The organism is Pseudomonas sp. stari2 (genome assembly GCF_040760005.1).
In the GTDB taxonomy this organism is placed as follows: domain Bacteria; phylum Pseudomonadota; class Gammaproteobacteria; order Pseudomonadales; family Pseudomonadaceae; genus Aquipseudomonas.
Genome location: NZ_CP099760.1, coordinates 3,149,668 through 3,175,603, shown reverse-complemented (window position 1 = coordinate 3,175,603; position 25,936 = coordinate 3,149,668). Strand labels below are relative to the sequence as shown.

Sequence of the window (25,936 nt, the reverse complement as noted above, 5' to 3'; positions counted from 1 at the left end):
TTCATACATCGAGAGCTCCGAGACTGATTTAGAGTGGCACCCGGCAAATATCGATGAACTTCTGCGATCAAGGATGAAAAATGCAACAAGACACCACCACCCGTTACCCCATCCTCCTGGTGCACGGCTTGTTCGGATTCGAGCGCATCGGCCCAGTTGAGCTGTTCCACGACGTCAGGCAGGCGCTGAAGGCTATTGGGGCGCAGGTTTTCGTGCCGCACTTGTCAGCCATTCACAACAACGAAGTACGCGGCAGACAACTGCTTTGCCAGATCGGCTCCGTGCTCAAGGGCACGGGTGCGGCGAAAGTCAACCTGATCGGCCATAGCCAGGGTGCACTGGCTGCTCGGTACGCGGCAGCGCTTGCCCCACACAAAGTTGCATCCGTGACATCGGTCAGCGGACCGAATCACGGTTCGGAACTGGCGGACTTCCTGCGCAAGGCACTGATCCCCGGAAACCTGCCGGAGATCGTCGCGCAAAACGTGGCCACACTGTTTTCTGACTTTCTGTGCCTCCTCAGCGGGACCACGGCGCTGCCGCAACATGCATTGGCCGCATTGAATGCCCTGACGACCGAAGGCGTCGGCGACTTCAATGACAAGTACCCGCAAGGCCTGCCGCAGAGCTGGGGCGGGCAAGGCGCCGAACAGGTCAATGACGTGCGCTACTACTCCTGGAGTGGTGTCGTACCGTCATTGAATCTGCAGAAACCCGACCCGGTGCAAGACATCTGCCGGGCTCTGTCGCAGTACTTCACGACCGAACCTCTGCAAAACGATGGCTTCGTCGGGCGCTACAGTTCTCATCTGGGCACCGTGATCCGCTCCGACTATCCGATTGATCATCTGCGCAGCCTCGGTCGAACCGCTGACAAGCACGCCGGAGCAGTCGATTCGATCAAGTTGTACGTCGAGCACGCCTTGCGCTTGCAGGCGGCCAACCTCTGAGAGCCTGCATCAAACAACCGAACGGAACTTTGCCGAGAAATCGGCCACTGAATCCGGTAGGCTCCTCCCTTTACTGATTTGATTGGAGATTTTTCCCATGGCTAAAGCCACTGCCCGCCACATCCTGGTTTCGAGCGAAGACAAGTGCAACGAACTCAAGGCCCAGATCGAAGCCGGCGCCGATTTCGCTGAAGTCGCCAAAGCCAACTCCACTTGCCCGTCCAGCCGCCAGGGCGGTGATCTGGGCTCGTTCGGCCCGGGCCAGATGGTCAAGGAATTCGATACCGTAGTGTTCAGCGCACCGATCAACGTCGTGCAAGGCCCGGTCAAGACTCAGTTCGGCTATCACCTGCTGGAAGTCACCAGCCGTCAGGACTGATCCTTCGTCCGTTGCGCTGTGTAACGGCCCGCCTGATGGCGGGCCGTTGTGTTTTGGTTACACCACGCGGCTGGCGAACAACGCTGCGCTCGCGTACAAATTGCGCTTATCGATTACCCGGCTCTAAGGCTGACAATGCGACTGGCTTTCTCCTCCTTGATGTTCACTGCCGTGGCTCTGTTGATGAGCGCCGCCGGTGTGAGCGCTGCACCGCAGCATGCATTGACCGTTTACGGCGAACCAGCGAAGTACCCGGCCAATTTCAGTCACTTCGACTACACCAATCCCCAGGCCCCCAAGGGCGGAACGATGCGCCGTTCGGCGATCGAGATCGGTCACTTCGACCATGTCCTGCCCTACATCGACAAAGGCATCGGCGTCACCCAGATCGACGGCCTGCTGTATTCCCCGCTGGCCCAGCGCTCGATGGACGAGCCTTACACCGTCTACGGGCTGGTGGCACAGAAGATGGAGCGCTCCGAGGATGGTCTGTCCCTGCGCTTCTTCATCAATCCCAAGGCACGCTTCGCCGATGGTGAACCGATCACTGCCGAAGACGTGCGCTACACCTACGATTTGCTCATGACCCAGGGCAGCCTGCGCTATCGCACCCAGTTCGCCGACGTCAAAGGCGTCGAAGTCGAAGCGCCGCTCACCGTACGCTTCGACTTCAAGAGCAATGAAAACCGCACCCTGCCGCTGGACATCGCAACCCTGCCGGTGTTTCCCGAGCATTGGTGGAAGACCCGGGATTTCGCCGGCGGTGGCGGTTATGAACCGCCGCTGGGCAGCGGCCCGTACCGGGTCGGCAAGGTCGATTCCGGACGCAGTATCACCTTCGAGCGTAATCCCGATTGGTGGGGCAAGGACTTGCCGGTCAGCCGCGGGCTCTACAACTTCGACCACTTCAGCATCGAGTACTTCGGCGACACCGACGTCGCCCGTCAGGTATTGCGCGGCGGTGCCTATGACTACAACCGCGAATTTTCCGCTACCGGCTACTCGATCGGCTACGACAGCCCGGCCCTGAGCGATGGGCGTCTGCAGAAGGCTCACCTGGCAACCGAAGCACCGCAATCGGCGCAAGGCTTCGTGTTCAACCTGCAGAAACCGATGTTTCAGGACCGCCGCGTACGCCAGGCATTGGCCATGCTCTGGGACTTCGAATGGAGCAACCGGCAGATGATGCGCAACATGTACATCCGCCAGCAGAGTTACTTTTCCAACAGCGCCCTCGCCGCCCGTGAACTGCCGGACGCTGCCGAACTGAAGATTCTTGAACCGTTGCGCGGGCAGATTCCCGACGAGGTCTTCACCCAGGTCTTCGAGGCGCCGAAAACTGATGGCAGCGGCCTGATCCGCGACAAACAGTTGCAAGCGCTGGAACTGCTGGAACAGGCCGGCTGGAAACCCGATGGCGATCAATTGGTCAACGCACAGGGCGAGCCATTGAGCTTCACCTTCCTGGTCAGCCAGAACGGCATGGACCGGCTGCTGCTGCCCTACAAGCGCACACTGAAACAGATCGGCATCAACCTCGATATCCGCCGCATCGACTCTTCGCAGTACGTCAATCGCCTGATGAGCCGCGACTACGACATGATTGTCACCGGTTACCCGGTCACCACCTCACCCGGGGGCGAACTGCTCAACTACTTCGGTTCTGCCTCGGCCAACGATCCCGGCGCCAACAACTACATGGTCCTGAAGAATCCGGCGGTGGACACTTTGATCAACGGCCTCATTCGCGCCTCGACCCAGGCCGACATGCTGCATTACGCCCATGCGCTGGATCGAGTGCTGCAATGGAATTACTACTGGATTCCCAACTATTACCCGCCGGGCACCTCGACCGTGTGGTGGAACCGTTTCGGTATTCCGACCGTACAGGCGAGCAATGACGAAGCGATCGAAAGCTGGTGGGAAATCAGCAGCACGCCGCTGACCAACCAGCAGATGACGGCCGAGAAAATCAGCCGTGGCAGACCCGGAGGGCCGCACTGATGTGGGCTTACATACTGCGGCGCCTGCTGCTGATCATCCCGACGCTGGTGATCATTCTGCTGGTCAACTTCGTGATCATCCAGGCCGCGCCGGGTGGTCCGGTGGAACAGGCCATTGCCCACTTGCAGGGGATCGGCGGAGCCAGTGTCGGTGGCGGTGCGAGCGAGACCATGAGCGGCACCTCCCGCGCCAGCCGTGGCCTCGACCCGCAGTTGATCAAGGACATCGAAAAACAGTACGGCTTCGACAAACCGGCCCATGAACGCCTGTGGCTGATGCTCAAGAACTATGCGCAGCTGGATTTCGGCAAGAGCTTCTTCCGCGGCGCCACGGTCACCGACCTGATCCTGCAGAAAATGCCGGTGACCATTTCCCTCGGGTTGTGGGCGACGCTGATCACCTATCTGGTGTCGATCCCGCTGGGCATCCGCAAAGCCGTGCACCACGGCAGTCATTTCGATATCTGGAGCAGTACGGCGATCATCATCGGTTACGCGATGCCGGCGTTCCTGTTCGCGATGTTCCTGATCGTGGTGTTTGCCGGCGGTACGTCGCTGAACTGGTTTCCGGTGCGCGGACTGGTCTCGGACAACTTCGAATCACTGTCGACACTGGGCAAGATTGCCGACTATTTCTGGCACCTTGTTCTACCGGTGACTGCGCTGGTGATCGGCGGCTTTGCGACCTTGACAATCCTCACCAAGAACTCGTTTCTCAATGAAATCACCCGTCAGTACGTGGTCACCGCTCGCGCCAAAGGCCTGAGCGAACGCCGGGTGCTGTATGGTCATGTGTTTCGCAACGCGATGTTACTGGTGGTGTCGGGCATTCCCCAAGCCTTCATCAGTGTGTTCTTTGCCGGTTCGTTGCTGATCGAGGTGATTTTCTCCCTCGACGGCCTCGGGCGGATGAGCTACGAAGCTGCCGTGTCCCGGGACTACCCGGTGGTGTTTGGTTCGCTGTTCATCTTCACCCTGTTCGGCCTCCTGATAAAACTGATCGGCGACCTGTGCTACACGCTCGTCGATCCGCGCATCGACTTCGCAGCGAGGAATGCCTGATGTTCAAGCTCTCGCCTCTGGGACGGCGTCGTTTCGAACGTTTCAAGAAAAACCGCCGAGGCTGGTGGTCGCTATGGTTGTTCATTGGCCTGTTCGTGATCAGTCTCGGTGGCGAGCTGATCGCCAACGAAAAACCACTGGTCGTCAGCTATCAGGGCCAATGGTACTTCCCGGTGCTCAAGCGCCACACCGAACAGGAGTTCGGCGGCCAACTACCCTTTCAGGCTGATTACCGCAGCGACTACGTCCAGAATCTGATCCGCAAGGACGGTGGCTGGCTGCTGTTTCCGCCGATCCCGTTCAGTGAGGACACGCCGAACTACGACCTCAACAAACCGGCGCCGAGTCCACCGACTTCCGTCAACTGGCTGGGCACCGACGATCAGGCGCGGGACGTGCTGGCAAGGGTGATTTTCGGTGCGCGGGTATCGATCCTGTTCGCGCTGATGCTGACCTTCGTCAGCGCCTTGATCGGCATCGCGGCCGGCGCACTGCAAGGCTACTACGGTGGCTGGATCGACTTGCTCGGTCAGCGTCTGCTTGAAGTCTGGTCGGGGCTGCCGGTGCTGTACCTGCTGATCATTCTTTCGGGGTTCGTCGAACCGAATTTCTGGTGGCTTCTGGGAATCATGGCGTTGTTTTCCTGGCTGGCACTGGTGGACGTGGTACGCGCCGAGTTCCTGCGCGGGCGTAACCTGGAATACGTCAAGGCTGCACGGGCCCTGGGCCTGACCGACCGCAAGGTGATCTTCCGGCACATTCTGCCCAACGCAATGAATGCCACGCTGAGCTATCTGCCATTCATTCTGACCGGGGCGATTTCCACCCTGACTGCGCTGGATTTCCTCGGCTTCGGCATGCCCGCCGGCAGTGCATCGCTGGGCGAGTTGATCGGCCAGGGCAAACAGAACCTGCAGGCACCGTGGCTGGGATTGACGGCGTTTTTCACCCTCGCGCTGATTCTGTCCCTGCTGGTATTCATCGGCGAAGCATTGCGCGATGCCTTTGACCCGCGCTCATGAACGGATCCTTGATATGACTGACAACCTGATCGAAATCCGTGACCTCAGCGTCGCCTTCCATGGCCAGACCGTGGTGCGCAATCTGTGCCTGGACATCCGCCCCGGCGAGTGCCTGGCGCTGGTGGGCGAATCGGGCTCGGGCAAATCGGTAACGGCCCACTCGATCCTGCAACTGCTCCCGGATAGCGAAGCCCGAACCACCGGCAGCATTCGCTATCGCGGCAAGGAGTTGGTCGCTGCCGATCCCAAGACTTTGCGCGACCTGCGGGGCAACCGCATCGCCATGATCTTTCAGGAGCCGATGACCTCGCTCAACCCGCTGCATACCATTGAAAAGCAGATCGGCGAGACCCTGCTGCTGCATCGAGGCATGGGCGGTAAAGAAGCGCAGAAACGCATTCTTGAACTGCTTGAACTGGTGGGCATCCAGAAGCCGAAAGAACGACTGAAGGCTTACCCGCATCAGTTGTCCGGCGGCCAGCGACAGCGGGTCATGATCGCCATGGCCCTGGCCTGCGAACCGGAACTGTTGATCGCCGACGAGCCGACCACGGCCCTCGACGTCACCGTGCAGCGCAAGATCCTGGTGCTGCTCAAATCCCTGCAACAACGTCTCGGCATGTCGCTGCTGCTGATCAGCCATGACCTCAATCTGGTACGCAGCATTGCCCAGCGGGTTTGCGTGATGAAGGCCGGGGAAATCGTCGAGCAGGCACCTTGCGAAACGCTGTTTACCGAGCCGAAACACCCTTACAGCTGCGTGTTGCTCAATGCCGAACCGGAAGGCGAAGCGCTTCCCCGGGACGAACGAGAAAACGTGCTGGAAGTCGAAGACCTGCGGGTGGATTTCGTCGTCGGCGGCGGACTGTTCCAGCGCAAGCAATGCCTGCGCGCCGTGGACGGCATCAGCCTGAATATCCAGCGCGGCAAAACGTTGGGCATCGTCGGCGAGTCTGGCTCGGGCAAGTCAACGCTGGGTCAGGCGATCCTGCGCCTGCTCGACTCCGAAGGCAGCATCCGCTTTCAGGGCGAGTCCCTCGACGGCCTCAATCAGAAGCAATTGCGGCCGTGGCGCCGGCAGATGCAGGTGGTGTTTCAGGACCCGTTCGGCAGCCTCAGCCCGCGCATGTCGGTGGCGCAGATCATCAGCGAAGGGCTGGAGGTGCATTGCGAGTCCACCGCCGACGAGTGCGACACACAGGTGATCCGCGTGCTCAAGGAAGTCGGCCTCGACCCTGAAAGCCGTCATCGCTACCCCCACGAATTTTCCGGAGGCCAGCGTCAGCGCATCGCTATTGCCCGGGCACTGGTGCTCAAACCGGCGCTGATCCTGCTCGATGAGCCGACTTCGGCGCTGGATCGTACCGTGCAGAAACAAGTGGTCGCCCTGCTCCGCCAGCTTCAGGAAAAACATGGCCTGACGTACCTGTTCATCAGCCACGACCTGGCGGTGGTACGGGCATTGGCCCACGACATTATCGTGATCAAGGACGGCAAAGTGGTCGAACACGGCGCCAGCCATGACGTGTTCGACTCACCGCAGCACCCCTATACCAAAGAGCTGTTGGCAGCGGCGCATCCGGAGTAGGCATAATCGCGCCACCTGACTTCCGCCAATGGACGCCGCCATGAACACCACTGAAAGCCTCAAGGATTACCAACGGGTCCGCACCCTGGCGATCCGTTCGCTGTTCGAGATCATCGAGCAATCCAGTGAAGGCACGGTGATTGTCGACCGCGATGCGAACATCGTCTGGATGAACGAGCGCTATGCCCGGCGCTTCGGGCTCGACTCTGCGGCCGGGGCCATCGGCAAGCCCTGTGAAAGCGTGATTCCTGGCAGTCTTCTGCGTGAAGTGGTGCGCACGGGGCGACCGATACTTCTGGACATGCAGGACACGCCAAAAGAACCGCTGGTGGTGATGCGCCTGCCGATCCATGACGATGCCGGCGCGGTGATCGGCGCCATCGGTTTTGCCCTGTTCGATGAACTGCGCAGCTTGTCGCCGATGCTCAAGCGCTACCTGAGCATGCAGGAAGAACTCGCCTCGACCCGCTCGCTGCTGCGCGCAAGGCAAACCAAATACAACTTCGCCCACTTCATCGGCACCAGCGCTGCCAGCCTGGAGGTCAAGCGCCGTGCCCGGCGCAGCGCGAGTGCAGAGTCACCGGTTCTGCTGCTGGGCGAGACCGGCAGCGGCAAGGAGTTGCTGGCGCAGGCGATTCACGGCGCCTCGCCCCGGGCGCATAAAGCGTTCGTCAGCATCAACAGTGCGGCAATTCCGGAAGCGCTGCTCGAAGCCGAGTTTTTCGGCACTGCGCCCGGCGCCTTCACCGGTGCCGACCGCAAAGGCCGCACCGGCAAGTTGCAGATCGCTCAGGGCGGGACACTGTTTCTCGATGAGATCGGCGACATGCCTCTGCCGCTGCAAAGCAAATTGCTGCGGGTGTTGCAGGAAAAGGAGTTCGAACCTGTCGGCTCCAACGACGTGATCCAAAGCGATGTGCGGGTGATTGCCGCAACGTCGACGGACCTGGAAGCGGCGATCAAGCGCGGCGAGTTCCGAGCGGACCTGTATTACCGGCTCAACGTGCTGCCGATTCAGGTACCGCCGCTGCGTGAACGGCTGGACGATCTACCGGCCCTCAGTGAAGCGATTCTTGAAGAGTTGCGTAGTCAGCATGAACTCAATCGCGAAGCCCTGGAGCTGTTGGGTCAGCATGCCTGGCCGGGGAACATTCGCGAGTTGCGCAACGTGCTGGAGCGAGCAGCGTTGCTCAGTGATGACTTGATGCTGACGGCGGATGACATTCGTGCCGCGATTGGCACGTTTACTCCGGTTGAGCGAACCCTGGCGCCTCTGTCAGAACCGGCAACCAACGAGACCTTCAGTCAGGCTCGTGAGCGGTTTGACCGGCAGTTGATTCAATCCACTCTCGCGCAATGCGGGGGCAAGGTGATCGAGGCGGCTGAGCGGCTGGGACTGGGGCGCTCGACGCTATACAAGAAAATGATTGCGCTTGGAATCGTAGAGTCTCAATAAAGAGACAATATTCTCTAAATCAAGACTACATCGAAAGCTTCGCGAGCAAGCCCGCCCCCATAGGGGAATACGCTCAACTGTGTGAGCGGGCTTGCCCGCGAAAGCGTCCTCCCAGCTATAGAAATCTCTAAACAGAGACAAAACTTCGAAAAACCAGTGCCAAAACCAAACTAATTCCTTTTGTTTCAATCACTTAACCATCTGGCACAGTTCTCGCTATAGCCCCCTCCTGTACCCGTTCCACCCACAAAAATAACAATCGAAGGAGCACACCATGAGTGTGATCATCGCCTTGGCAGCCCTCTCGCTGCTGATGCTCGCGGCCTACCGTGGCTATAGCGTTATCCTTTTCGCCCCGATCGCCGCCCTCGGCGCCGTTCTGCTCACCGACCCGTCCGCCGTCGCCCCTGCTTTCACCGGGGTATTCATGGAGAAAATGGTCGGTTTCATCAAACTCTACTTTCCCGTGTTCCTGCTCGGCGCCGTGTTCGGCAAGCTGATCGAGCTGTCGGGCTTCTCCCGTTCGATTGTCGCAGCAGCGATTCGTCTGCTTGGCACGCGCCAGGCGATGCTAGTGATCGTTCTGGTCTGCGCCCTGCTTACCTACGGCGGCGTTTCGCTGTTCGTCGTCGTGTTCGCGGTCTACCCGTTCGCAGCGGAGATGTTCCGCCAGAGCAACATCCCCAAGCGCCTGATCCCGGCGACCATCGCCCTCGGCGCGTTTTCGTTCACCATGGACGCCTTGCCCGGCACACCACAGATCCAGAACATCATCCCCAGCACCTTCTTCAACACCACCGCATGGGCGGCGCCGTGGCTAGGTGTGATCGGCACGATTTTCGTGTTCTGCGCCGGCATGCTGTTCCTGCAGCGCCAACGCAACAAGGCTCAGCGTGCAGGCGAAGGCTACGGCACCGAACTGCGCAACGAACCTGAAACCGCCGAAGACCTGAAACTGCCAAATCCGTGGATCGCCCTGTCGCCGCTGCTGGCGGTGGGCATCATGAACCTGCTGTTCACCCAATGGATTCCGCAGTGGTACGGCAAGACCCACAGCCTCGCGCTGCCAGGCATGGCCGCACCGGTGACCACCGAAATCGCCAAGCTCACCGCGATCTGGGCGGTGCAAGCGGCTTTGCTGGTGGGCATCCTGATGGTGCTGGCATTCGGTTTTAAAGCGATCAAAAGCAAGCTCGCCGAGGGCAGTAAAAGCGCAGTCAGCGGCGCGCTGCTGGCGGCGATGAACACCGCGTCTGAATACGGTTTCGGCGCGGTCATCGCCTCTTTGCCGGGTTTTCTGGTGCTGGCCGACTGGCTCAAGAGCATTCCCAATCCGCTGGTCAACGAAGCGATCACCGTGACCCTGCTGGCCGGCATCACCGGTTCCGCCTCGGGCGGCATGAGCATCGCCCTGGCGGCAATGTCCGAACAGTTCATCAGCGCCGCCCACGCCGCCAACATTCCGCTGGAAGTGCTGCACCGGGTGGCTGCGATGGCCAGCGGCGGCATGGACACCCTGCCGCACAATGGCGCGGTGATCACGTTGCTGGCGGTCACCGGCCTGACCCACCGTGAGGCCTACAAGGACATTTTCTGTATTACGCTGATCAAGACCCTGGCGGTTTTCGTGGTAATCGGCACTTTCTACGCCACTGGCATTGTGTGAGGTATTCATGACGACTCTTTCTGGCAAGACCGCACTGGTCACCGGCTCCACCAGCGGCATCGGACTGGGCATTGCGCTCACGCTGGCCAAAGCCGGCGCCAACCTGATCCTAAACGGTTTTGGCGATGCCTCGAAGGTGATTGCCGAAGTCGAACAGTTCGGTGGCAAGGTCGGCCATCACCCGGCGGACGTCAGCGACCCGGCGCAGATCGCCGACATGATCGCCTACGCCGAGCGCGAGTTCGGCGGCGTGGACATTCTGGTCAACAACGCCGGTATCCAGCATGTCGCGGCGGTTGAGGAGTTTCCGGTGGAGCGTTGGGATTCGATCATCGCCATCAACCTGTCGTCGGTGTTTCACAGCACCCGCCTGAGCCTGCCGGGCATGCGCGCCAAGGGCTGGGGCCGGATCGTCAACATCGCCTCGGTGCACGGCCTGGTCGGATCCACCGGCAAGGCCGCCTATGTCGCGGCCAAGCATGGCGTGATCGGCCTGACCAAAGTGGTCGGCCTGGAAACCGCCGCCAGCAATGTCACCTGCAATGCGATTTGCCCGGGCTGGGTGTTGACGCCGCTGGTGCAGAAACAGATCGACGATCGCGCGGCCAAGGGTGTCGACCCGCAGCAGGCACAACACGATCTGTTGGCCGAGAAACAGCCGTCGCTGGAGTTCGTCACGCCTGCGCACCTCGGTGAACTGGTGTTGTTCCTGTGCAGCGAGGCCGGCAGCCAGGTGCGCGGCGCAGCGTGGAATATCGATGGCGGCTGGCTCGCTCAATAAGCGTGCAACTGATCGCTCCCGCTTTGCGGTGGGAGCCTTCTGACAAACAATAAGAGGCAAACCATGTCCGACATTCTCTGGCAGCCCGATGCCAAACGCATTGCCCGGTCCCGCATGGACGGCTTTCGGCGCTTCATCAATCAGCGCCACCACCTGAAGCTCGATGACTACCCCGCCCTGCATCAATGGTCCATCGACCAGCGCGAAGCGTTCTGGCAGGCGATCGTGGATTTCTTCGGTATCAGCTTTCACACCCAGCCTGACGCGGTCCTGCGCAAAGGCATGAAAATGCCCGGTGCCGAGTGGTTTCCCGGCGCTACGTTAAACTTCGCCGAACACCTGCTGAGTCGACGGGACGATGCCGTCGCTGTGATCGCCATCGCGGAAAACGGCCAGCGTGAACTGCTGACCTGGGCCGAACTGGCCCGGCAAGTCGCCGGGTTCCAGGCCAGCCTGCAAGCGGCCGGCGTCGTGCTCGGCGACCGGGTCGCAGCCTGCATGCCCAACACTTGGCAAACCCTGGTCGCGATGCTCGCAACCACCAGTCTTGGCGCAATCTGGTCGTGCTCGTCACCGGACTTCGGCACCCACGGCGTAATCGACCGCTTTGGTCAGATCGAACCGAAAGTACTGATCACCTGCGCCAGTTACCGTTACGCCGGCAAAGAGATCGACCAGACCGTCAAGATCAACGAAATCCTCCAGCAGCTGCCGTCCTTGCAACAGTTGATCATCGTGCCGTACGCACGCCCCAACGCCCATGCCACGGATTACCGGACGCTCGCCAACGTCACACTATGGGACGATTTCTATGAACCGGGCGATGAGCCGCAATTCGTCCCGGTGCCGTTCGATCATCCGCTGTATGTGCTGTATTCCAGCGGAACCACCGGCGTGCCGAAGTGCATCGTTCACAGTACGGGCGGCGTACTGCTGCAGCACGCCAAGGAGCACGGGTTGCATGTCGATTTGGGGCCCGGCGACCGCTTGTTCTACTACACCACCTGCGGCTGGATGATGTGGAACTGGCTGGTCTCGGCGCTGGCGGTCGGCAGCGCGGTGGTGCTCTATGACGGTTCACCGTTTTATCCGGACAACCAGCGATTGCTGGAGCTGCTCGATGACGAGCAGGTCAGCGTGTTCGGCACCAGCCCGAAATTTCTCGCGACCCTTGAAAGCAGCGGCATCAAGCCCCGTGAAAACCATGACCTGAGCCACCTGAAAACCTTGCTCTGCACAGGTTCTGCGTTGTCGCCGCAGAGTTATGATTTCGTCTATCGCGACTTCAAACCGGACGTTTGCCTGTCCTCAATGTCCGGCGGCACCGACATCGTGTCCTGCTTCGTCAACGGCAATCCGATGTCAGCGGTACGCCGTGGTGAAATCATGGGCAAGAGCCTGGGCATGGCGGTTGAAGTCTGGAACGACGCCGGGCAACCGGTTATCGGTGAGAAAGGCGAGCTGGTGTGTACCCGGCCATTTCCGGCGATGCCGATTGGACTGTGGAATGATCCGGACGGCGAGAAACTGCGCAAATCCTATTTCAGCCAGTTCCCCGGCGTCTGGGCCCAGGGTGACTACGCCGAACAACTGCCCCACGGCGGGATGCTGATTCACGGTCGCTCCGATGCCGTGCTCAACCCCGGCGGCGTTCGCATCGGCACAGCAGAAATTTACCGGCAAGTGGAGAAAGTCCCGCAAGTGCTGGACAGCGTCGCCATCGGCCAGCAGTGGCAGGACGATGTACGCGTGGTGCTGTTCGTGCGCCTAAAGGAAAGCGTAACCCTGGATGACGCACTGCAACAGCAGATCCGCCAAGTGATCCGCGCCAACACCACACCACGCCATGTACCGGCGAAGATCGTCGCCGTCACGGACATTCCGCGCACCATCAGCGGCAAGGTGGTGGAGCTGGCCGTGCGCAATGTGGTGCACGGTGAACCGGTGAAAAACACCGATGCGTTGGCCAATCCCGAGGCCCTGGAGCAATTTCGGGATCGGCCGGAGCTGATGACCTGATCGGAGGTCGTTTTGAATCAACCGAAAACCGACACGATCACACGGGTGTGTTCAACGTGATGATAACCGGGGCAACAATTGGCTTGCCGTCACTGGTGTCGACTGCACTGCCAAGAATCGCCATGTTGCGGTCATACGTAACTTTGTTGGAGTAAAGCTGACTGAATAACGACGTCGCCACAGCCAGAGAATCGGCATTTGCAAATGCCTTCTCAGGCTGATGGCATTCCGTGCCTTCCTCCGACACAGGCAAACAACCCAGGGCGATATTCAGCAATGGCGTCACGTCGAGTCGCTGCCCCCGGGTACTCTCGAACTCTGCATCGGTGGCATAGCCAATGTCATCGGTTTGGGCAGCCCCATGGAACAGCTCGTGAATCAGGTCATCAGCGACCACGTCATGGTTGAAGCCCAGACCTGTAAAGTGCCTGTTGAGGCTCTTGGTATAGATTTCAACAAAGGCAATACCCGCTTCATTACCTGAACCCGTGCTTTTCCAGCGTTTGTAACTGCCCACGTCGAACGCTGCAAGCACATCGTGTTCCTTCACCGCATCGAGCAAAATGTTACTCATCGAAAAACCGGCAAAGTCAAAGCGGATCAAGCGTAGATAGTTCACCAGACGATTAGTGGCAGCCGCCGAAGTATCGCCGAACATAATTTTCATTACCTTGCTGCAATCTTGTTTCAAGTCATGCCGCTGAAGGACTGCGATAGCATCGTCAATTTTCGCTCGGGCACGCGGCAGACTTTGTTCAATGAACCTGCGCGTGTAGCTCTCTGGCAAGGTTTTAGGTGAGTAAGGCAACCGCACAGGCGCTCGATACGAAAAACCAACCAGCGGCTTGCCCCATAAGTCGCCGCGACGATTCAAGGCAAACCAATTTTTATCTTCACGTGCGGCAAGCACTGCGATGTTGTCGCCAGTAGTGCCACGCGGCCGCCATGTGCCAAGCCCGAATTGCGTACTACGGGAGTTGTCGATCAAGTCAAAGGATTGTCGACTATCGCTCAGCGTGCGCAGTTGTTTCCGCGCTACGGTAATAAGCTCGTGGGTATTTTTATTGAACCGCAACAAGCCTTTGTGCACGAGTTTCCCACTTGACTGCAGGCCCGACGGCACACCGTCGAACGGATTGAAAAGGGAAATCGCCGAGGTGAAAGCCAACCTGGAAAAACGCGCCGCTTTTGATGTCGTGGAAATGGCCTTGGCAGAAATACTCAACGCTTTCGAACTGGCTCCCGCCGCCGTTCCTACAAGACCGATACCGTCCATCAGACAACCGTAGACGCCATCTACCACCTTGTCATGTTCACCGGATGCGACGTCCTGAATACATTTCTTGAACGGTACAATCAGGTCGATGAAATAGGTGAGCAGTTGTTCCCCCTGCTCTTGAGAACTTTCAAGTGGCGTCGGAATGCGCACCAGTTCTCTAAGTTCTCCGGCATCCAGGAATGGGCGGTTTTTGACGATGAAGTCGGCGATACGTGCGATGTTCGGATCGTTGAAGCGTTGATATAAACCCTGCTTGGGGTTTGCAGATGCAGCGGGCTCCGGCAGCAAACCAAAGTTATCGATGATCGCCAAGCTGGTGGTAATAGCAGAATCCGGAGCTGCTGCGTGGGTGTAGCATTTCACATTGAGCGGCAGGCTTTGCGGATAAGTCAGCGTCAGTTGTGTAGTCAAATCCGCCGGACGGCTAATCCGTGAACGCTGTTCGAGTTTTCGCTCGCGAATGATCAAGCTGCCCAGAGCGTCGTTTTTCCGGAACTCTCCACGTGAGGTAAACAGTTCATAGCAAATGAAGACACCGTTATGAGAAGCACACATCACGAGTCCGAAGCGCCCGGTTGCAGCGTCTCTGCTTTGCTGTGTTTCTCTTCCCTGAGTGAAATCGAATGGGCCACCGATACGACGGCTAACATAGTAAATCGATGATTCGCGTACTGTTAGAAAGCTTATCTGCGCATTCATGAATACTTTCAGATCCGGTGCGGGCATCTGCGCCAACGCCAGTTTCACTGTCGACAACATGGCGCTGTTGAGTTCCGTCAAATGCACGGCCAACTGACGATCCATCTCCTCGTCACAGGAAGTGAGTTTCAGCAATTTTGGGTAACGCGTATACAGACTGATACCCGACGGGTTGTAATTGATGGCCGGCTTGGGCACCCCGTTAGTCACCAGGCGTACGGTGCGCCTGTCCCACTTGCCAGTGACCAGATCGCCCGACTGATGCAGATCGACCATAGACATGACTTGCTGCCCCCCCAGCAACGAGAGCGCCTTTTCATCCAGGGTGTCACAACCCGGTGCCGCCACTTTCAAAGCCGCTCGGGCGATGTCTGCCCTGGAAGGTAATGGCGTCGAAAATGCACTAGCTATCTGGGCAAGTTGATCCGAGTGTTGTTCGAACGCTTCGATCGCACGTCGGGTAGTCGCCTCTTCTGCTTGATCGAATTCAGTGCTTGTCACAATCCGGTTAAGCAGTGCCCAATCGACGATCGGGTCAATCATGGCCAGATCCCATAGATGTTTTTGCGCCTCACTGACCGGTTCAAGGTCCACATAGGCCATGATCTGCGAGTAACTCAGTACTCGCGACGCACCGGTTTTCACCGCTTCCACCAGTGCTACGGCACGACATAGCTTCACCCATGCAATCGATCCGAGTGTGACTGAAGCCGGGACCTCACGAACCAGAAACTCCGGCGCCGTCCTCGACAGGAGCAAGTGCGTTACCAGCGGCCCCCAACGTCGATCAAGCCAGTCACTGCCCGCAAGATAATCGGTGAGCAACACGCGCACAGCCGACGGATGCCAATCAACAAAGGACGGCGCATACAAGTCAAACGATTGAATGTGCCTACGTTTATGGCTATGGCCGACCCACGGGGCTATATCGAGCAATATGGAGGTTATCAAGAACTGCTGCAGAACAGTGTCGGAGAAAGTCCCTTGTTCGTTCTCTTTAAACCAGCCCAATTCTCGCAAGCATTTCTCCGCAAACGCCCGGGGGAAGGCGTGACGAACATATTCGGCAATGCGCTGATTGGCATTTTCATTGGACACCGGAGCGCGTCCGGTCTCGATATAAAAGGCAGTCAACATTTTGTACGGTGGCAAGAATTTTGTTTTCGCCTGACGAATCTCCGCAAATTGCTCATCCGACAGTGTGACCAAGACCTGACCGTCGCTCTCGAAATGTTCCCAGTAGTTTTCAGGCTCTTCTACTTGCGGATCAAACTTCAATATTTCGATAAAATTCCTGACTTGCGCATTTTTTCTCGGCAAGTCGATTTCATGGAACCTGAACCACTGTTCAAGCGTGACATCGTGATTGGTCCATATATACCCCCCTGCCGTGCGGGCCACATCTGCAATCACTTTGATTGTTGATTGAATCTCTTCACTGTGATCGAAGTGGTCTGCCGCAACCAGATCCACCCAACCTCTATCTTCGTCGAAAACCTCCATCTTGCCGTCTGCAGTTACACAAAACAAACCCTCATGATCGCGTACGCCCTCCCGAATAAGTGCCCCGAATACCGCTCCGAGCTTCTCCAGATTATTGAACAAGAGCATGCCAGGGTTATAAATCTCGAACAGCGACGACCCTGCTTTTAACTTCACATCATAGTCAAACCAGTAAATATCCTGATCATCTGAAAAACTGGTCAGCACGACGTCCAGTTGTTGCAGTACTTCGCGGCATTCGTCTGCATCGCCCTGAGACCTTTTTTTCCACTCGGCAAGCGCAATGGTCGACGACCGGAACAACTTGTTTCTTTTAGCGACAGACATTAAAAAACCTCATCAAGTTAAGTGCTGAATCCTCAGCTCGATGATGTTTTACTGTTCCCCAGGCATACGATCCAGTGCAAAAATATTAAACACCATTACCAATAGCCACCCTTACACACAAACAGCATGCAAACTCACTCTATCAACCCCCACTCTCCCGGAGTTGCATCCGGATCATTATTCGGATCTGCGACAAGCTTGATTCGTAACTTTAGATTATTGGCTGAATCAGCGTTCTTCAATGCCTCCTGCTTACTTACGACCCCCTGCGAAACCAAATTGAACAAGGCACCATCAAAAGTTTGCATGCCAAGTTCCGTAGATTTTTCCATGATGGATTTGAGCTCTTCGAACTCGCCACGCCGGACAAAATCAGTGATCGTTGGCGTGCCCAGCAGCACCTCCACGACCGCGCGTCTTTGTCCATCAACCGTACGCACCAGACGTTGAGAAATGCATGCTTTCAAGTTGCCGCCCAGCGCCTGCAACAACTGCGATCGGCGTTCTTCCGAAAACATGTTGATGATCCGATCCAGTGCCTGATTGGCGTTATTGGCATGCAACGTGGACAACACCAGATGCCCCGTCTCGGCAAAGGCCAGCGCATGCTCCATGGTTTCGCGGTCGCGAATCTCGCCGATCAGTACGACGTCTGGCGCCTGGCGCAGGGTGTTCTTCAGCGCGGCATGAAAACTGCGGGTGTCGACACCGACTTCACGCTGATTGATGATTGATTGCTGATGTCGATGGATATATTCAATCGGATCTTCGATTGTGACGATGTGCCCGCGGCTATGACGATTGCGATGGTCGATCAGCGCCGCCAGCGACGTGGACTTGCCCGAGTCGGTAGCGCCGACGAACAGTATCAGCCCCTGCTTGAGCATGACCGTTTCGAGCAGTACCGGCGGCAGTTTCAGGTCTTCAAATCGCGGGATGTCGAGTTTGACGTTGCGGATCACGATCGACACGTCATTGCGCTGCTTGAAGATGTTGACCCGGAAACGACCGATCCCTGTTCGGGAAATCGCCAGGTTCATTTCCAGATCACGGTCGAACTCCCGGCGCTGTTCGGCGTCCATCAGGGACGCGGCGACGGTTGCCACTTCGCCGGGCTTGAACGACTGCTCGCTCAAAGGTGTCAGCACGCCGTCAAACCGCGCACTGGGCGGCGCCCCCGTGGACAGGAACAGATCCGAACCGTGGCGGCTCACCAGTTGTTTGAGCAGTGCGTCGATTTCCATGGCCAAAAACACCTGCGAAGCTTTCAAGGAACTTAAGACCGTGCGTCGTGACGCGACGGGCCTTACAGCGTCTACCGCACTAGGATAGTAGACGCCGCCTCACCGACCGATGCTCAGGACTGATGTGATGAACGCTGTACCGAACACCAACGACGCCCAGGCATTGATCGCCCGCACCGACTGGAGCCGCAGCCCGCTCGGCAGCGCCGATAGTTGGCCGCAGAGCCTGCGGACCGCGGTTGACATCGTGATTCATTCGCCGATGCCGATGCTGTTGCTGTGGGGCCCGCAGCTCACCCAGATCTACAACAACGGCTTCGCACTACTGGCCGGCAGCAAGCATCCCCACGCTTTCGGACAGCCGGCGCACCAGATATGGCCGGAACTTCGAGACTTTACCGACCCGATTTACAGCGCCGTCCTACAAGGCCAGGTGCGAACCTACAGCGAACGGCGCTTTACCCTGCAACGGGACGGTAAGGAATCCGACTTCTGGCTGGACCTGACCTACAGCCCGATACGTGACGAAAGCGCGCAAGTGTCCGGCATTCTGGTCACTGCAATCGAAACCAATGAGCGCCGACGCATCGCCCTGGAACTCCAGCAGCGTTCCGAAGACAGCCTCAAGGCCCAGCGCGAAAGCGAAGAGCGCCTGCAGCTGGCGCTGGCGGCTACCGATGCGGTTGGCACCTGGGACTGGGACATTGGTGAAGATCGCTTCATTGCCGATGCACATTTCGCCCAGTTGCATGGCGTCGACCCGGCGCGGGCCAGCCAGTTGCCCATCAGTGAATATCTGCACGGCGTGCACCCGGAAGACCGCGCGCTGATCGCCCGCAGCATCAAGCATTGCATCACCCATGGCACCGAATACGCCGAGGAATATCGTTTGTTGCAGGCCAATGGCGACGTGCGCTGGGTCTTCGCTCGCGGGCGCTGCTACAAGGATCACCACGGACGGCCGATGCGTTTTCTCGGCGCTGCGCTGGACCTGACCGAGCGCAAGCACACCGAGCAGGCCCTGCGCCAAAGCCAGACCGAGCTGCAACTGATCATCAACGCGATGCCGATCCTGATCAGCTATGTCGACCGCGAAGAACGCTTTCGCCTGAACAACGCCGCGTACCTGGACTGGTACGGGTTGACCCCGCAAGAGCTGTACGGTCGAACGATCCGCGAAGTGATCGGCGAAGAGTCCTACTTTCTGCGCGCTCCGTACATCGCCGAGGCCCTCGCCGGTCGGCCCTGTTCATTCAGCCTTTACACGCCCCATCGCGATGGCAGTCAGCGCCACGCCCTGATGAACTACCTGCCACGCCACGGCCCGGATGGCGCGGTGAACGGTTTCTACATCTTCGTGATCGACGAGACCGAACGCAAAAAGACCGAAGAAGCCTTGCGCAACCTCAATGAAACCCTTGAGGAACGCGTCAGCGCGCGTACCGAGCAACTGGCCCAGGCCAACCAGCGCCTGCAGAACGAAATGTTCGAACGCGAACGTGCCGAAGATGCCCTGCGCCATGCGCAGAAAATGGAAGCGGTCGGTCAGCTCACCGGCGGCATCGCCCATGACTTCAACAACATGCTGACCGGAATCATCGGCAGTCTCGACCTGATGCAGCGCTATATCGCCAGTGGCCGTACTGATGAAATCGGTCGATTCACCGATGCCGCGGTGTCATCGGCCAATCGCGCCGCTGCTTTGACTCACCGCTTGCTGGCGTTCTCCCGGCGCCAGTCGCTGGATCGCAAGACCCTCAACGTCAATGAACTGATCCATTCGCTGGAGGACCTGATCCGCCGCACCAAAGGCGACCCGATCGAACTGACCTTGCGCCTGGCCGACAACGTCTGGCCCGTCAGCACCGATGTGAGCCAATTGGAAAACGCCCTGCTCAACCTGGTGATCAACGCCCGCGACGCCATGCCGGATGGCGGCGAACTGCTGATCGAAACGGCCAACGTCTACCTCGACGGCAACGACATCACCACCCTCGAACCGGTCAAGGCCGGTGATTACCTGATGCTGGCGGTGAGCGACAACGGCACCGGCATGACGCCGTCGGTGCGTTCGAAAGCGTTCGACCCGTTCTTCACCACCAAACCGATCGGCCAGGGCACCGGGCTCGGGCTGTCGATGATTTACGGTTTTGCCCAACAAACCGGCGGGCACGTCAGCCTCGACAGCCTGCCGGGTCAGGGCACCTGTGTGCGCCTGTACTTGCCTCGCCTGCATTCTCTGGTGGCGGAGCCGGCCGTGGCCGAGACGGAAACGCAGGCCCCCGCTGTCGCCACCGGCGAAACCGTGGTGGTGGTCGAGGACGATCCGGCGGTGCGCATGTTGGTCATGGACCTGCTCAAGGAGCTGGGTTATCGCGCCCATGAAGCCGAAGACGCCAAGGGTGCTCTGCCATTGCTCGAATCAGATCTGCGGGTGGATCTGCTGGTGACCGACGTCGGCCTGCCAGGCATGAACGGCCGGCAAATGGCGGAGATCGCTCGCCAGCATCGTCCGGGGCTCAAAGTGTTGTTCATGACCGGTTATGCGCAGAAAGCCGCCGAGCGTCAGGGCTTTCTCGAGGACGGCATGGACATGGTCGCCAAGCCGTTTTCCATCGAACAGCTGGCCGGCAAGATCCGCGCGATGTTCAGCCAAACCCCGTGACTTGAGGCATAATCCGCGCCCCGCCGTCACCCCGCTACAGGTATTGCACGATGAAAGCCCAAGCCCGCCACATTCTGGTCAAGACTGCCGATGAGGCTGAAAAACTCAAACAACGCATCGCCAACGGTGAAGCGTTCGATGTGCTGGCGAAGAAGTTTTCGACCTGCCCGTCCGGCAAGCGCGGCGGCGATCTGGGTGAAGTGCGGCCGGGACAGATGGTCGGAGCGATCGACGCGGTGATCTTCAAGAAACCGCTGCGCACCGTGCACGGACCGATCAAGAGCAAGTTCGGCTATCACCTGGTGCAGGTGTTTTTCCGCGATTGATCCAGTGCCCCGAAGGTGCAGCTTCGGCAGCACCTTCGGGGATCGGATTCACTCCCTGGGGATCAGTGCTCCGGGCACTTGGATCACCCGACTCGCCAACCGGTGCCCTGCCTCTGCCGCTTGCGCAGGGCTTGCCCCCGACAAGCGACTGGCCAGATACGCCGCACTGAACGAATCCCCCGCCGCCGTGGTGTCCACCACCTTCTCGACCTTCTGTGCCGGAACTTCAAACGCTTCCCCGTCGCAACGGATCAGACAGGCTTCGGCACCACGCTTGAGCACCACTTCCGGTGTGCCGATCTGCGCATACGCCTCAAACACCGCCTCACAGTCCTCGAAATGGAACAGCGCCTGCTCGTCGTCCACTGTCAGCAACGCCAGATCGACATGCGGCAACACGCTGCGATACGCCACCCGTGCCTCTTCCACCGAGGCCCACAGCCGTGGCCGGTAATTGTTGTCGAAAACGATCCGTGCATCGCGCTGGCGGGCTTCGATCAAGGTCTGGATCAGTTTTTCCCGGCCCTGCGCGCCGAGCACTGCCAACGTGATACCGCTGAAATACAGCACGTCGTAGTCTGGCAACGCCCTCAGAATCGGTGCGGCGGCTGGTGTCGTGAAGCAATCGCGCACAGCGGCTTCGTTGCGCCAGTAAAGGAAGCGGCGCTCCCCGGTAGCGTCGGTCTGGATGCAATACAATCCCGGCAAACGACCGGGCAAGCGTTGGACGAGGTCCAGTCCAATATTTTCGGCGGCCCAACTGCGGCACATTGCATCACTGAAACTGTCGTCGCCCAGCGCAGTGACGTAATCGACCTGCGCCTTGTCACCCATGGCGCGGGACAGATAGACCGCCGTGTTCAGCGTGTCACCGCCAAAGCTCTGTTGCAGGCTGCCATCGGCACGTTGCTGAAGTTCGATCATGCATTCGCCGATCAGAGCGATGCGCGGTGTGTTCGGACCCAATGGACTGAGCGTGTTCATCAGAAACAGGTTTCCATGGTTTCGATCACCGACAGCTGCTCGTCCACCAGCAGCCCGACCCGCCACTTGTCGAAGGTCAGGCATGGGTGGGAAGTGCCAAAGGAAATGATGTCGCCGACACGCAATTCCACGCCCGGCGCCACGGTCATGAACGCGTGCTGGTCCATCACTGCCGTGACCTTGCAGGCACCGACATCCTCGCCTACCGCTGGCACCACACCGGCCTTGTAACGCTGCAACGGCACCGGCATCCCGGCATCGAACGCCACGTCACGCTTGCCCAAGGCAATCACGGCAAACCCCGGCTCCGGCATCGACTGCACGTGAGCCCAGACTTCCAGCGCCGGACGCAAGCCTTCGTGCAGGTCGCTGCGACGGTCGAGCACGCAGCACTGGGCCTCTTTGTAGATGCCATGGTCGTGAGCCACGTAGCTGCCGGGACGCAACACGCTGAGGAAACGCCCGCCAGCGTTCTGCGCTTCGAACGATTCGGCGATCAAGTCGTACCAGGCCGAACCCGATGCAGTGATGATCGGTTTGGCGATGACGAACGCGCCGCTGTCCTGCAACTGCACCGCCAGACGCACCAGCGAGGCGGCGAATTCACGGATGCCGCTGACGGCGTGATCGCCATGGATCACGCCTTCGTAACCCTCGATACCGGTCAGCGCCAGTGCCGGTTGCGCACCGATGGCCTTGGCCAGTTCGATGACTTCCTGCTCGCTACGGCAACCGCAACGGCCGCCGACCACGCCGTACTCGATCATCACGTTCAGGCGTACGCCGCGTGACGCGAAATAGGCGCCCAGATCGGCGACGTTGTCCGGGTGATCGACCATGCAATAGAAATCGAAGCCCGAATCGGCCGCCAGCAGGTCGGCAATCAACGCCATGTTCGGCGTGCCGACCAGTTGGTTGGCCATCAGCACCCGGCGCACGCCGTGGGCGTAAGCGGCGCGAGTCTGGGTGGCGCTGGCCAGGGTGATACCCCAGGCGCCGGCGTCGAGCTGACGACGAAACAACGCCGGGGTCATGCTGGTCTTGCCGTGGGGCGCGAGTTCGGCGCCACTGTCGCTGACAAACTTTTGCATCCAGCGGATGTTGTGCTCCAACGCTTCGCGGTGCAGCACCAGCGCCGGCAGGCTGATGTCACGCACCAGTTGCGCGCCAATGGCGGCATCACCCTTTTCCACGGCAGCAGTGTTGTTGGCAGTCGTCATGGTCGAACTCCTCACGATCGCGTCCGCTGGCGGGCGCAGTTATTCGTTGATACGCCGGGCGAGGCTGTTGGCGCTCTCGATCAGAACCCGGCGATAGTCGTTGTAGTTGGTCTTGGCATCGGCGCGCGGAGCGACGATACACAGGGTGCAGATGGCCACGCCGCTCGGGTCTTTGACCGGCGCGGCGAAGCAATGGGTAAAGGTGTCGGCAACACTGTCGAACGAGAAGAAACCGTCGATGCCGGCCTGACGGATTTCCGCCAGAAACGTCTCCATCGGCAGGCGTTCGCCATCGGGCAAAATGAAATCGTCGGGGTCGATCAGGTCGCTGATTTGCTGGTCACTCAAATGCGCCAGCAGCAAGCGCCCGGAGGCAGTCCACGGGATCGGCGCGTTTTCGCCGATATCGGAAGAAATGCGGAAATGCCGCTCGCCCTCCTTCATCAGCGCCACCGTGTATTTGCGCCCGTTGAGCAGGCACATCTGCGCGGTTTCCCGGGTCTGGCTGACGATCTCCTGCAACGCGTGATCGGCCTCGCGACTGAGGTCGAAATGCCGCAAGTGCGCCTGGCCGAGGAAATACAGCTGACGACCGAGATAGACGTGACCGTCCTTGCCCACCGGCTCCAGAATCCGCCGTTCGAGCAACGAGGCCACCAGTTCGTAGACCGTGGATTTCGGGCTGCCGATGCCGTTGGCGATGTCGTTCGGACGCAGTGGCTGGCCGATCTCCTTGAGGAAATCGAGGATATCGAACGCCCGGTCCAGACCGCGTGCCCGGCGCTTGATGGTGTCTTCGGTCATTTCAGTGGTTCCCATTCAAAGTGCCGGGAGTTTATCGCGAAAGATCGTTCCCATGCCTTGCGCGGGAACGGTCAATACTCAGGCCTTTTTCTTGTACGCGATGCAGTCGATCTCGACCTTGCAGTCCACCATCATGCTCGCCTGCACACAGGCCCGGGCCGGTGCGTGTTCAGGCTTGAAGTACTCGCCGAAGACCTTGTTGAAACTCGTGAAGTCCCGTGGATCGTCCAGCCACACCCCGGCACGTACCACATCCTCTAGCCCATAGCCGGCCTCTTCAAGAATCGCGATCAGGTTCTTCATGGTCTGGTGAGTCTGTTCGACGATGCCGCCCACGATGATCTCGCCATCCACCGCCGGCACCTGACCGGAAACGTGCAGCCAGCCATCCGCTTCAACGGCGCGGGCAAATGGGCGCGGCTGGCCGCCGGCGGCGGTGCTGCCGGTTCCGTAACGCGTAATGCTCATGGGTGTTTCTCCTGATTGAAAAAGTGAAAAGTCAGAACCGCGTGCTTTTGAGAAATTCCGCCAGCCGCGACGATTGAGGACGCTCGAACAGTTCCTTGGGAGGCCCCTGCTCTTCGATGCGCCCCTGATTCATGAAAACGATCTTGTCCGAGACCTCAAAGGCAAAACGCATTTCGTGGGTCACCAGCAACATGGTCATGCCGTCTTCGGCCAGGCCCTTGATCACGTTCAGCACTTCGCCGACCAGTTCCGGGTCAAGGGCCGAGGTGACTTCGTCGAACAGCATCAGGCTCGGGTTCATCGCAATCGCCCGGGCAATCGCCACGCGCTGTTGCTGACCACCGGACAACTGGCCGGGAAAGTGATTGCGCCGCTCCAGCAGGCCGACCCGCTCCAGCCATTTTTCGGCCAGGACCACGGCTTCGTCCTTGTGCATCTTTTTGACTTTCAGCAGGCCGAGCGTGACGTTCTGCAACGCGGTGAGGTGCGGGAACAGATTGAATTGCTGGAACGCCATGCCGGTCATCGCCCGATGGCGCGCGATGACTTTTTCCGGGTGGCGCACGCGTTTGCCGCTGACCTCGTCATAACCGATGGATTCGCCGTCGAGCAGGATCTGCCCGCCCTGGAACTCCTCCAGCATGTTCACGCAGCGCAGCAGCGTGGTCTTGCCCGAGCCGCTGGAGCCGATCAGGGTCACCACGTTGCCGCGCTGCATGCTCAGGTCGACGCCCTTGAGCACTTCGACCGCACCGTATTGTTTGTGCAGGCCACGGATATCCAGCAGCGGCTGGCCGTTCTGGACGTTGGAAACTTGAGCTTGAGTCATGGCAGGGCCACCCGCTTTTCAATGTGCCGGCCGAGTAATTCGATGCCGTAGTTGATGACGAAGAACAGAAAACCGGCGAACAGATAAAACTCCAGGGTCATGAACGTCCGGGCGATGATCTGCTGGGTACTGAGCAACAGTTCGGCCACGCCGATCACCGACAGCAAGGTCGAGGCCTTGACGATTTCCGTGGACGAATTGACCCAGGTCGGCAGGATCTGCCGCAGCGCCTGAGGCAAGAGCACGTAACCGAGGGACTGATAGAACGTCAGACCGATCGCCTTGCCCGCCTCCATCTGCCCGCGTGGCAAAGCCTGCAACGCACCGCGCACGATCTCGGCAACGTGGGAGCCGCAAAACAGCGTCAGACCCAGGGCACCCGCCTGAAACGCGCTGATCTGCCAACCAAGCGCCGGCGCCATGTAGAAGCAGGCCAGCACCAGCACAAACACCGGGGTGCCGCGAATCAGGTCGACATAAAAGCGGAACGGCGCGCGCATCCAGAACTTGCCATAGGTCAGCACCAGCCCGGCAAATACGCCGATAACCGTGCCGAACAGAATGGCCAGCGCCGACACCTGCACGCTGGTCAGAAAGCCTTGCCACAAGGCTTCGCGGGCAATCCACAACTCATGCAACCAGCTGGGGGATTCGTACATCGC

Annotated in this window: 20 protein-coding genes; 12 read left to right on the top strand and 8 right to left on the bottom strand. The window is 59.2% G+C overall.

Annotation, left to right across the window (positions count from 1 at the left end; genetic code table 11):
• The first annotated feature begins 80 nt into the window (after nucleotides 1–80).
• The 10 genes from NH234_RS14265 to NH234_RS14220 all read left to right on the top strand — a co-directional run bounded on the left by NH234_RS14265 (nucleotide 81) and on the right by NH234_RS14220 (nucleotide 12,926).
• Nucleotides 81–950 (top strand): esterase/lipase family protein, encoded by an 870-nt coding sequence (locus NH234_RS14265; RefSeq protein ID WP_367253122.1) that lies wholly within the window; start codon nucleotides 81–83, stop codon nucleotides 948–950.
• Nucleotides 951–1,047: 97 nt separating this feature from the next.
• On the top strand, nucleotides 1,048–1,329 hold the full coding sequence (locus NH234_RS14260; RefSeq protein ID WP_041478733.1) for a peptidylprolyl isomerase: 282 nt from the start codon (nucleotides 1,048–1,050) through the stop codon (nucleotides 1,327–1,329).
• Between the two features lie 135 nt (nucleotides 1,330–1,464).
• The gene (locus tag NH234_RS14255; RefSeq protein WP_085730781.1) at nucleotides 1,465–3,333 is read left to right on the top strand and encodes an extracellular solute-binding protein; all 1,869 of its coding nucleotides are present in this window, start codon (nucleotides 1,465–1,467) and stop codon (nucleotides 3,331–3,333) included.
• On the top strand, nucleotides 3,333–4,394 hold the full coding sequence (locus tag NH234_RS14250; RefSeq protein WP_265814325.1) for a microcin C ABC transporter permease YejB: 1,062 nt from the start codon (nucleotides 3,333–3,335) through the stop codon (nucleotides 4,392–4,394). The genes NH234_RS14255 and NH234_RS14250 overlap by 1 nt, the downstream gene beginning before the upstream one ends.
• Entirely contained in the window at nucleotides 4,394–5,416 is a 1,023-nt protein-coding gene (locus tag NH234_RS14245; protein WP_367253120.1) for an ABC transporter permease, read from the top strand. The genes NH234_RS14250 and NH234_RS14245 overlap by 1 nt, the downstream gene beginning before the upstream one ends.
• Nucleotides 5,417–5,429: 13 nt before the next feature.
• Nucleotides 5,430–7,004 (top strand): ABC transporter ATP-binding protein, encoded by a 1,575-nt coding sequence (locus tag NH234_RS14240; RefSeq protein WP_367253118.1) that lies wholly within the window; start codon nucleotides 5,430–5,432, stop codon nucleotides 7,002–7,004.
• A 40-nt stretch (nucleotides 7,005–7,044) separates the two neighbouring features.
• A complete protein-coding gene (locus tag NH234_RS14235) occupies nucleotides 7,045–8,460 on the top strand; it encodes a sigma 54-interacting transcriptional regulator (RefSeq protein ID WP_085730777.1) in 1,416 nt (471 codons plus the stop codon).
• A 274-nt stretch (nucleotides 8,461–8,734) separates the two neighbouring features.
• Nucleotides 8,735–10,126: a GntP family permease gene (locus NH234_RS14230; protein ID WP_085730776.1), complete on the top strand. Its 1,392-nt coding sequence runs from the start codon at nucleotides 8,735–8,737 to the stop codon at nucleotides 10,124–10,126.
• Between the two features lie 7 nt (nucleotides 10,127–10,133).
• Nucleotides 10,134–10,907 (top strand): 3-hydroxybutyrate dehydrogenase, encoded by a 774-nt coding sequence (hbdH, locus tag NH234_RS14225; RefSeq protein WP_007952053.1) that lies wholly within the window; start codon nucleotides 10,134–10,136, stop codon nucleotides 10,905–10,907.
• Between the two features lie 63 nt (nucleotides 10,908–10,970).
• Nucleotides 10,971–12,926 carry an acetoacetate--CoA ligase gene (locus NH234_RS14220; RefSeq protein ID WP_367253115.1) on the top strand — a complete coding sequence of 652 codons (1,956 nt, stop codon included), beginning with the start codon at nucleotides 10,971–10,973 and terminating at the stop codon, nucleotides 12,924–12,926.
• Nucleotides 12,927–12,963: 37 nt separating this feature from the next.
• Here NH234_RS14220 and NH234_RS14215 read toward each other — a convergent pair whose 3' ends face one another.
• A complete protein-coding gene (locus NH234_RS14215) occupies nucleotides 12,964–16,734 on the bottom strand; it encodes a hypothetical protein (RefSeq protein ID WP_367253113.1) in 3,771 nt (1,256 codons plus the stop codon).
• Nucleotides 16,735–16,868: 134 nt separating this feature from the next.
• Nucleotides 16,869–17,978 (bottom strand): PilT/PilU family type 4a pilus ATPase, encoded by a 1,110-nt coding sequence (locus tag NH234_RS14210; RefSeq protein ID WP_085730773.1) that lies wholly within the window; start codon nucleotides 17,976–17,978, stop codon nucleotides 16,869–16,871.
• A 127-nt stretch (nucleotides 17,979–18,105) separates the two neighbouring features.
• On the opposite strand from NH234_RS14210, the gene NH234_RS14205 reads away from it, so the two are divergent.
• Complete coding sequence (locus NH234_RS14205; RefSeq protein WP_085730772.1) at nucleotides 18,106–20,643, top strand: PAS domain-containing sensor histidine kinase; 2,538 nt, start codon at nucleotides 18,106–18,108, stop codon at nucleotides 20,641–20,643.
• Between the two features lie 50 nt (nucleotides 20,644–20,693).
• Complete coding sequence (locus NH234_RS14200; RefSeq protein ID WP_065260528.1) at nucleotides 20,694–20,969, top strand: peptidylprolyl isomerase; 276 nt, start codon at nucleotides 20,694–20,696, stop codon at nucleotides 20,967–20,969.
• 48 nt (nucleotides 20,970–21,017) lie between these two features.
• Here the strand turns inward: NH234_RS14200 and NH234_RS14195 are convergent, their stop codons facing one another.
• From NH234_RS14195 to NH234_RS14170, 6 genes are all read right to left on the bottom strand, one after another.
• On the bottom strand, nucleotides 21,018–21,953 hold the full coding sequence (locus tag NH234_RS14195) for a sugar kinase (protein WP_085730771.1): 936 nt from the start codon (nucleotides 21,951–21,953) through the stop codon (nucleotides 21,018–21,020).
• Entirely contained in the window at nucleotides 21,953–23,173 is a 1,221-nt protein-coding gene (locus NH234_RS14190; RefSeq protein ID WP_367257106.1) for an amino acid deaminase, read from the bottom strand. The genes NH234_RS14195 and NH234_RS14190 overlap by 1 nt, the downstream gene beginning before the upstream one ends.
• 39 nt (nucleotides 23,174–23,212) lie before the next feature.
• Entirely contained in the window at nucleotides 23,213–23,977 is a 765-nt protein-coding gene (locus NH234_RS14185; RefSeq protein ID WP_085730769.1) for an IclR family transcriptional regulator, read from the bottom strand.
• 78 nt (nucleotides 23,978–24,055) lie between these two features.
• Nucleotides 24,056–24,445: a RidA family protein gene (locus tag NH234_RS14180; protein ID WP_039768794.1), complete on the bottom strand. Its 390-nt coding sequence runs from the start codon at nucleotides 24,443–24,445 to the stop codon at nucleotides 24,056–24,058.
• 31 nt (nucleotides 24,446–24,476) lie between these two features.
• Nucleotides 24,477–25,274 (bottom strand): amino acid ABC transporter ATP-binding protein, encoded by a 798-nt coding sequence (locus NH234_RS14175; protein ID WP_367257104.1) that lies wholly within the window; start codon nucleotides 25,272–25,274, stop codon nucleotides 24,477–24,479.
• Complete coding sequence (locus tag NH234_RS14170) at nucleotides 25,271–25,933, bottom strand: amino acid ABC transporter permease (protein ID WP_007960241.1); 663 nt, start codon at nucleotides 25,931–25,933, stop codon at nucleotides 25,271–25,273. The genes NH234_RS14175 and NH234_RS14170 overlap by 4 nt, the downstream gene beginning before the upstream one ends.
• Nucleotides 25,934–25,936 lie beyond the last annotated feature (3 nt).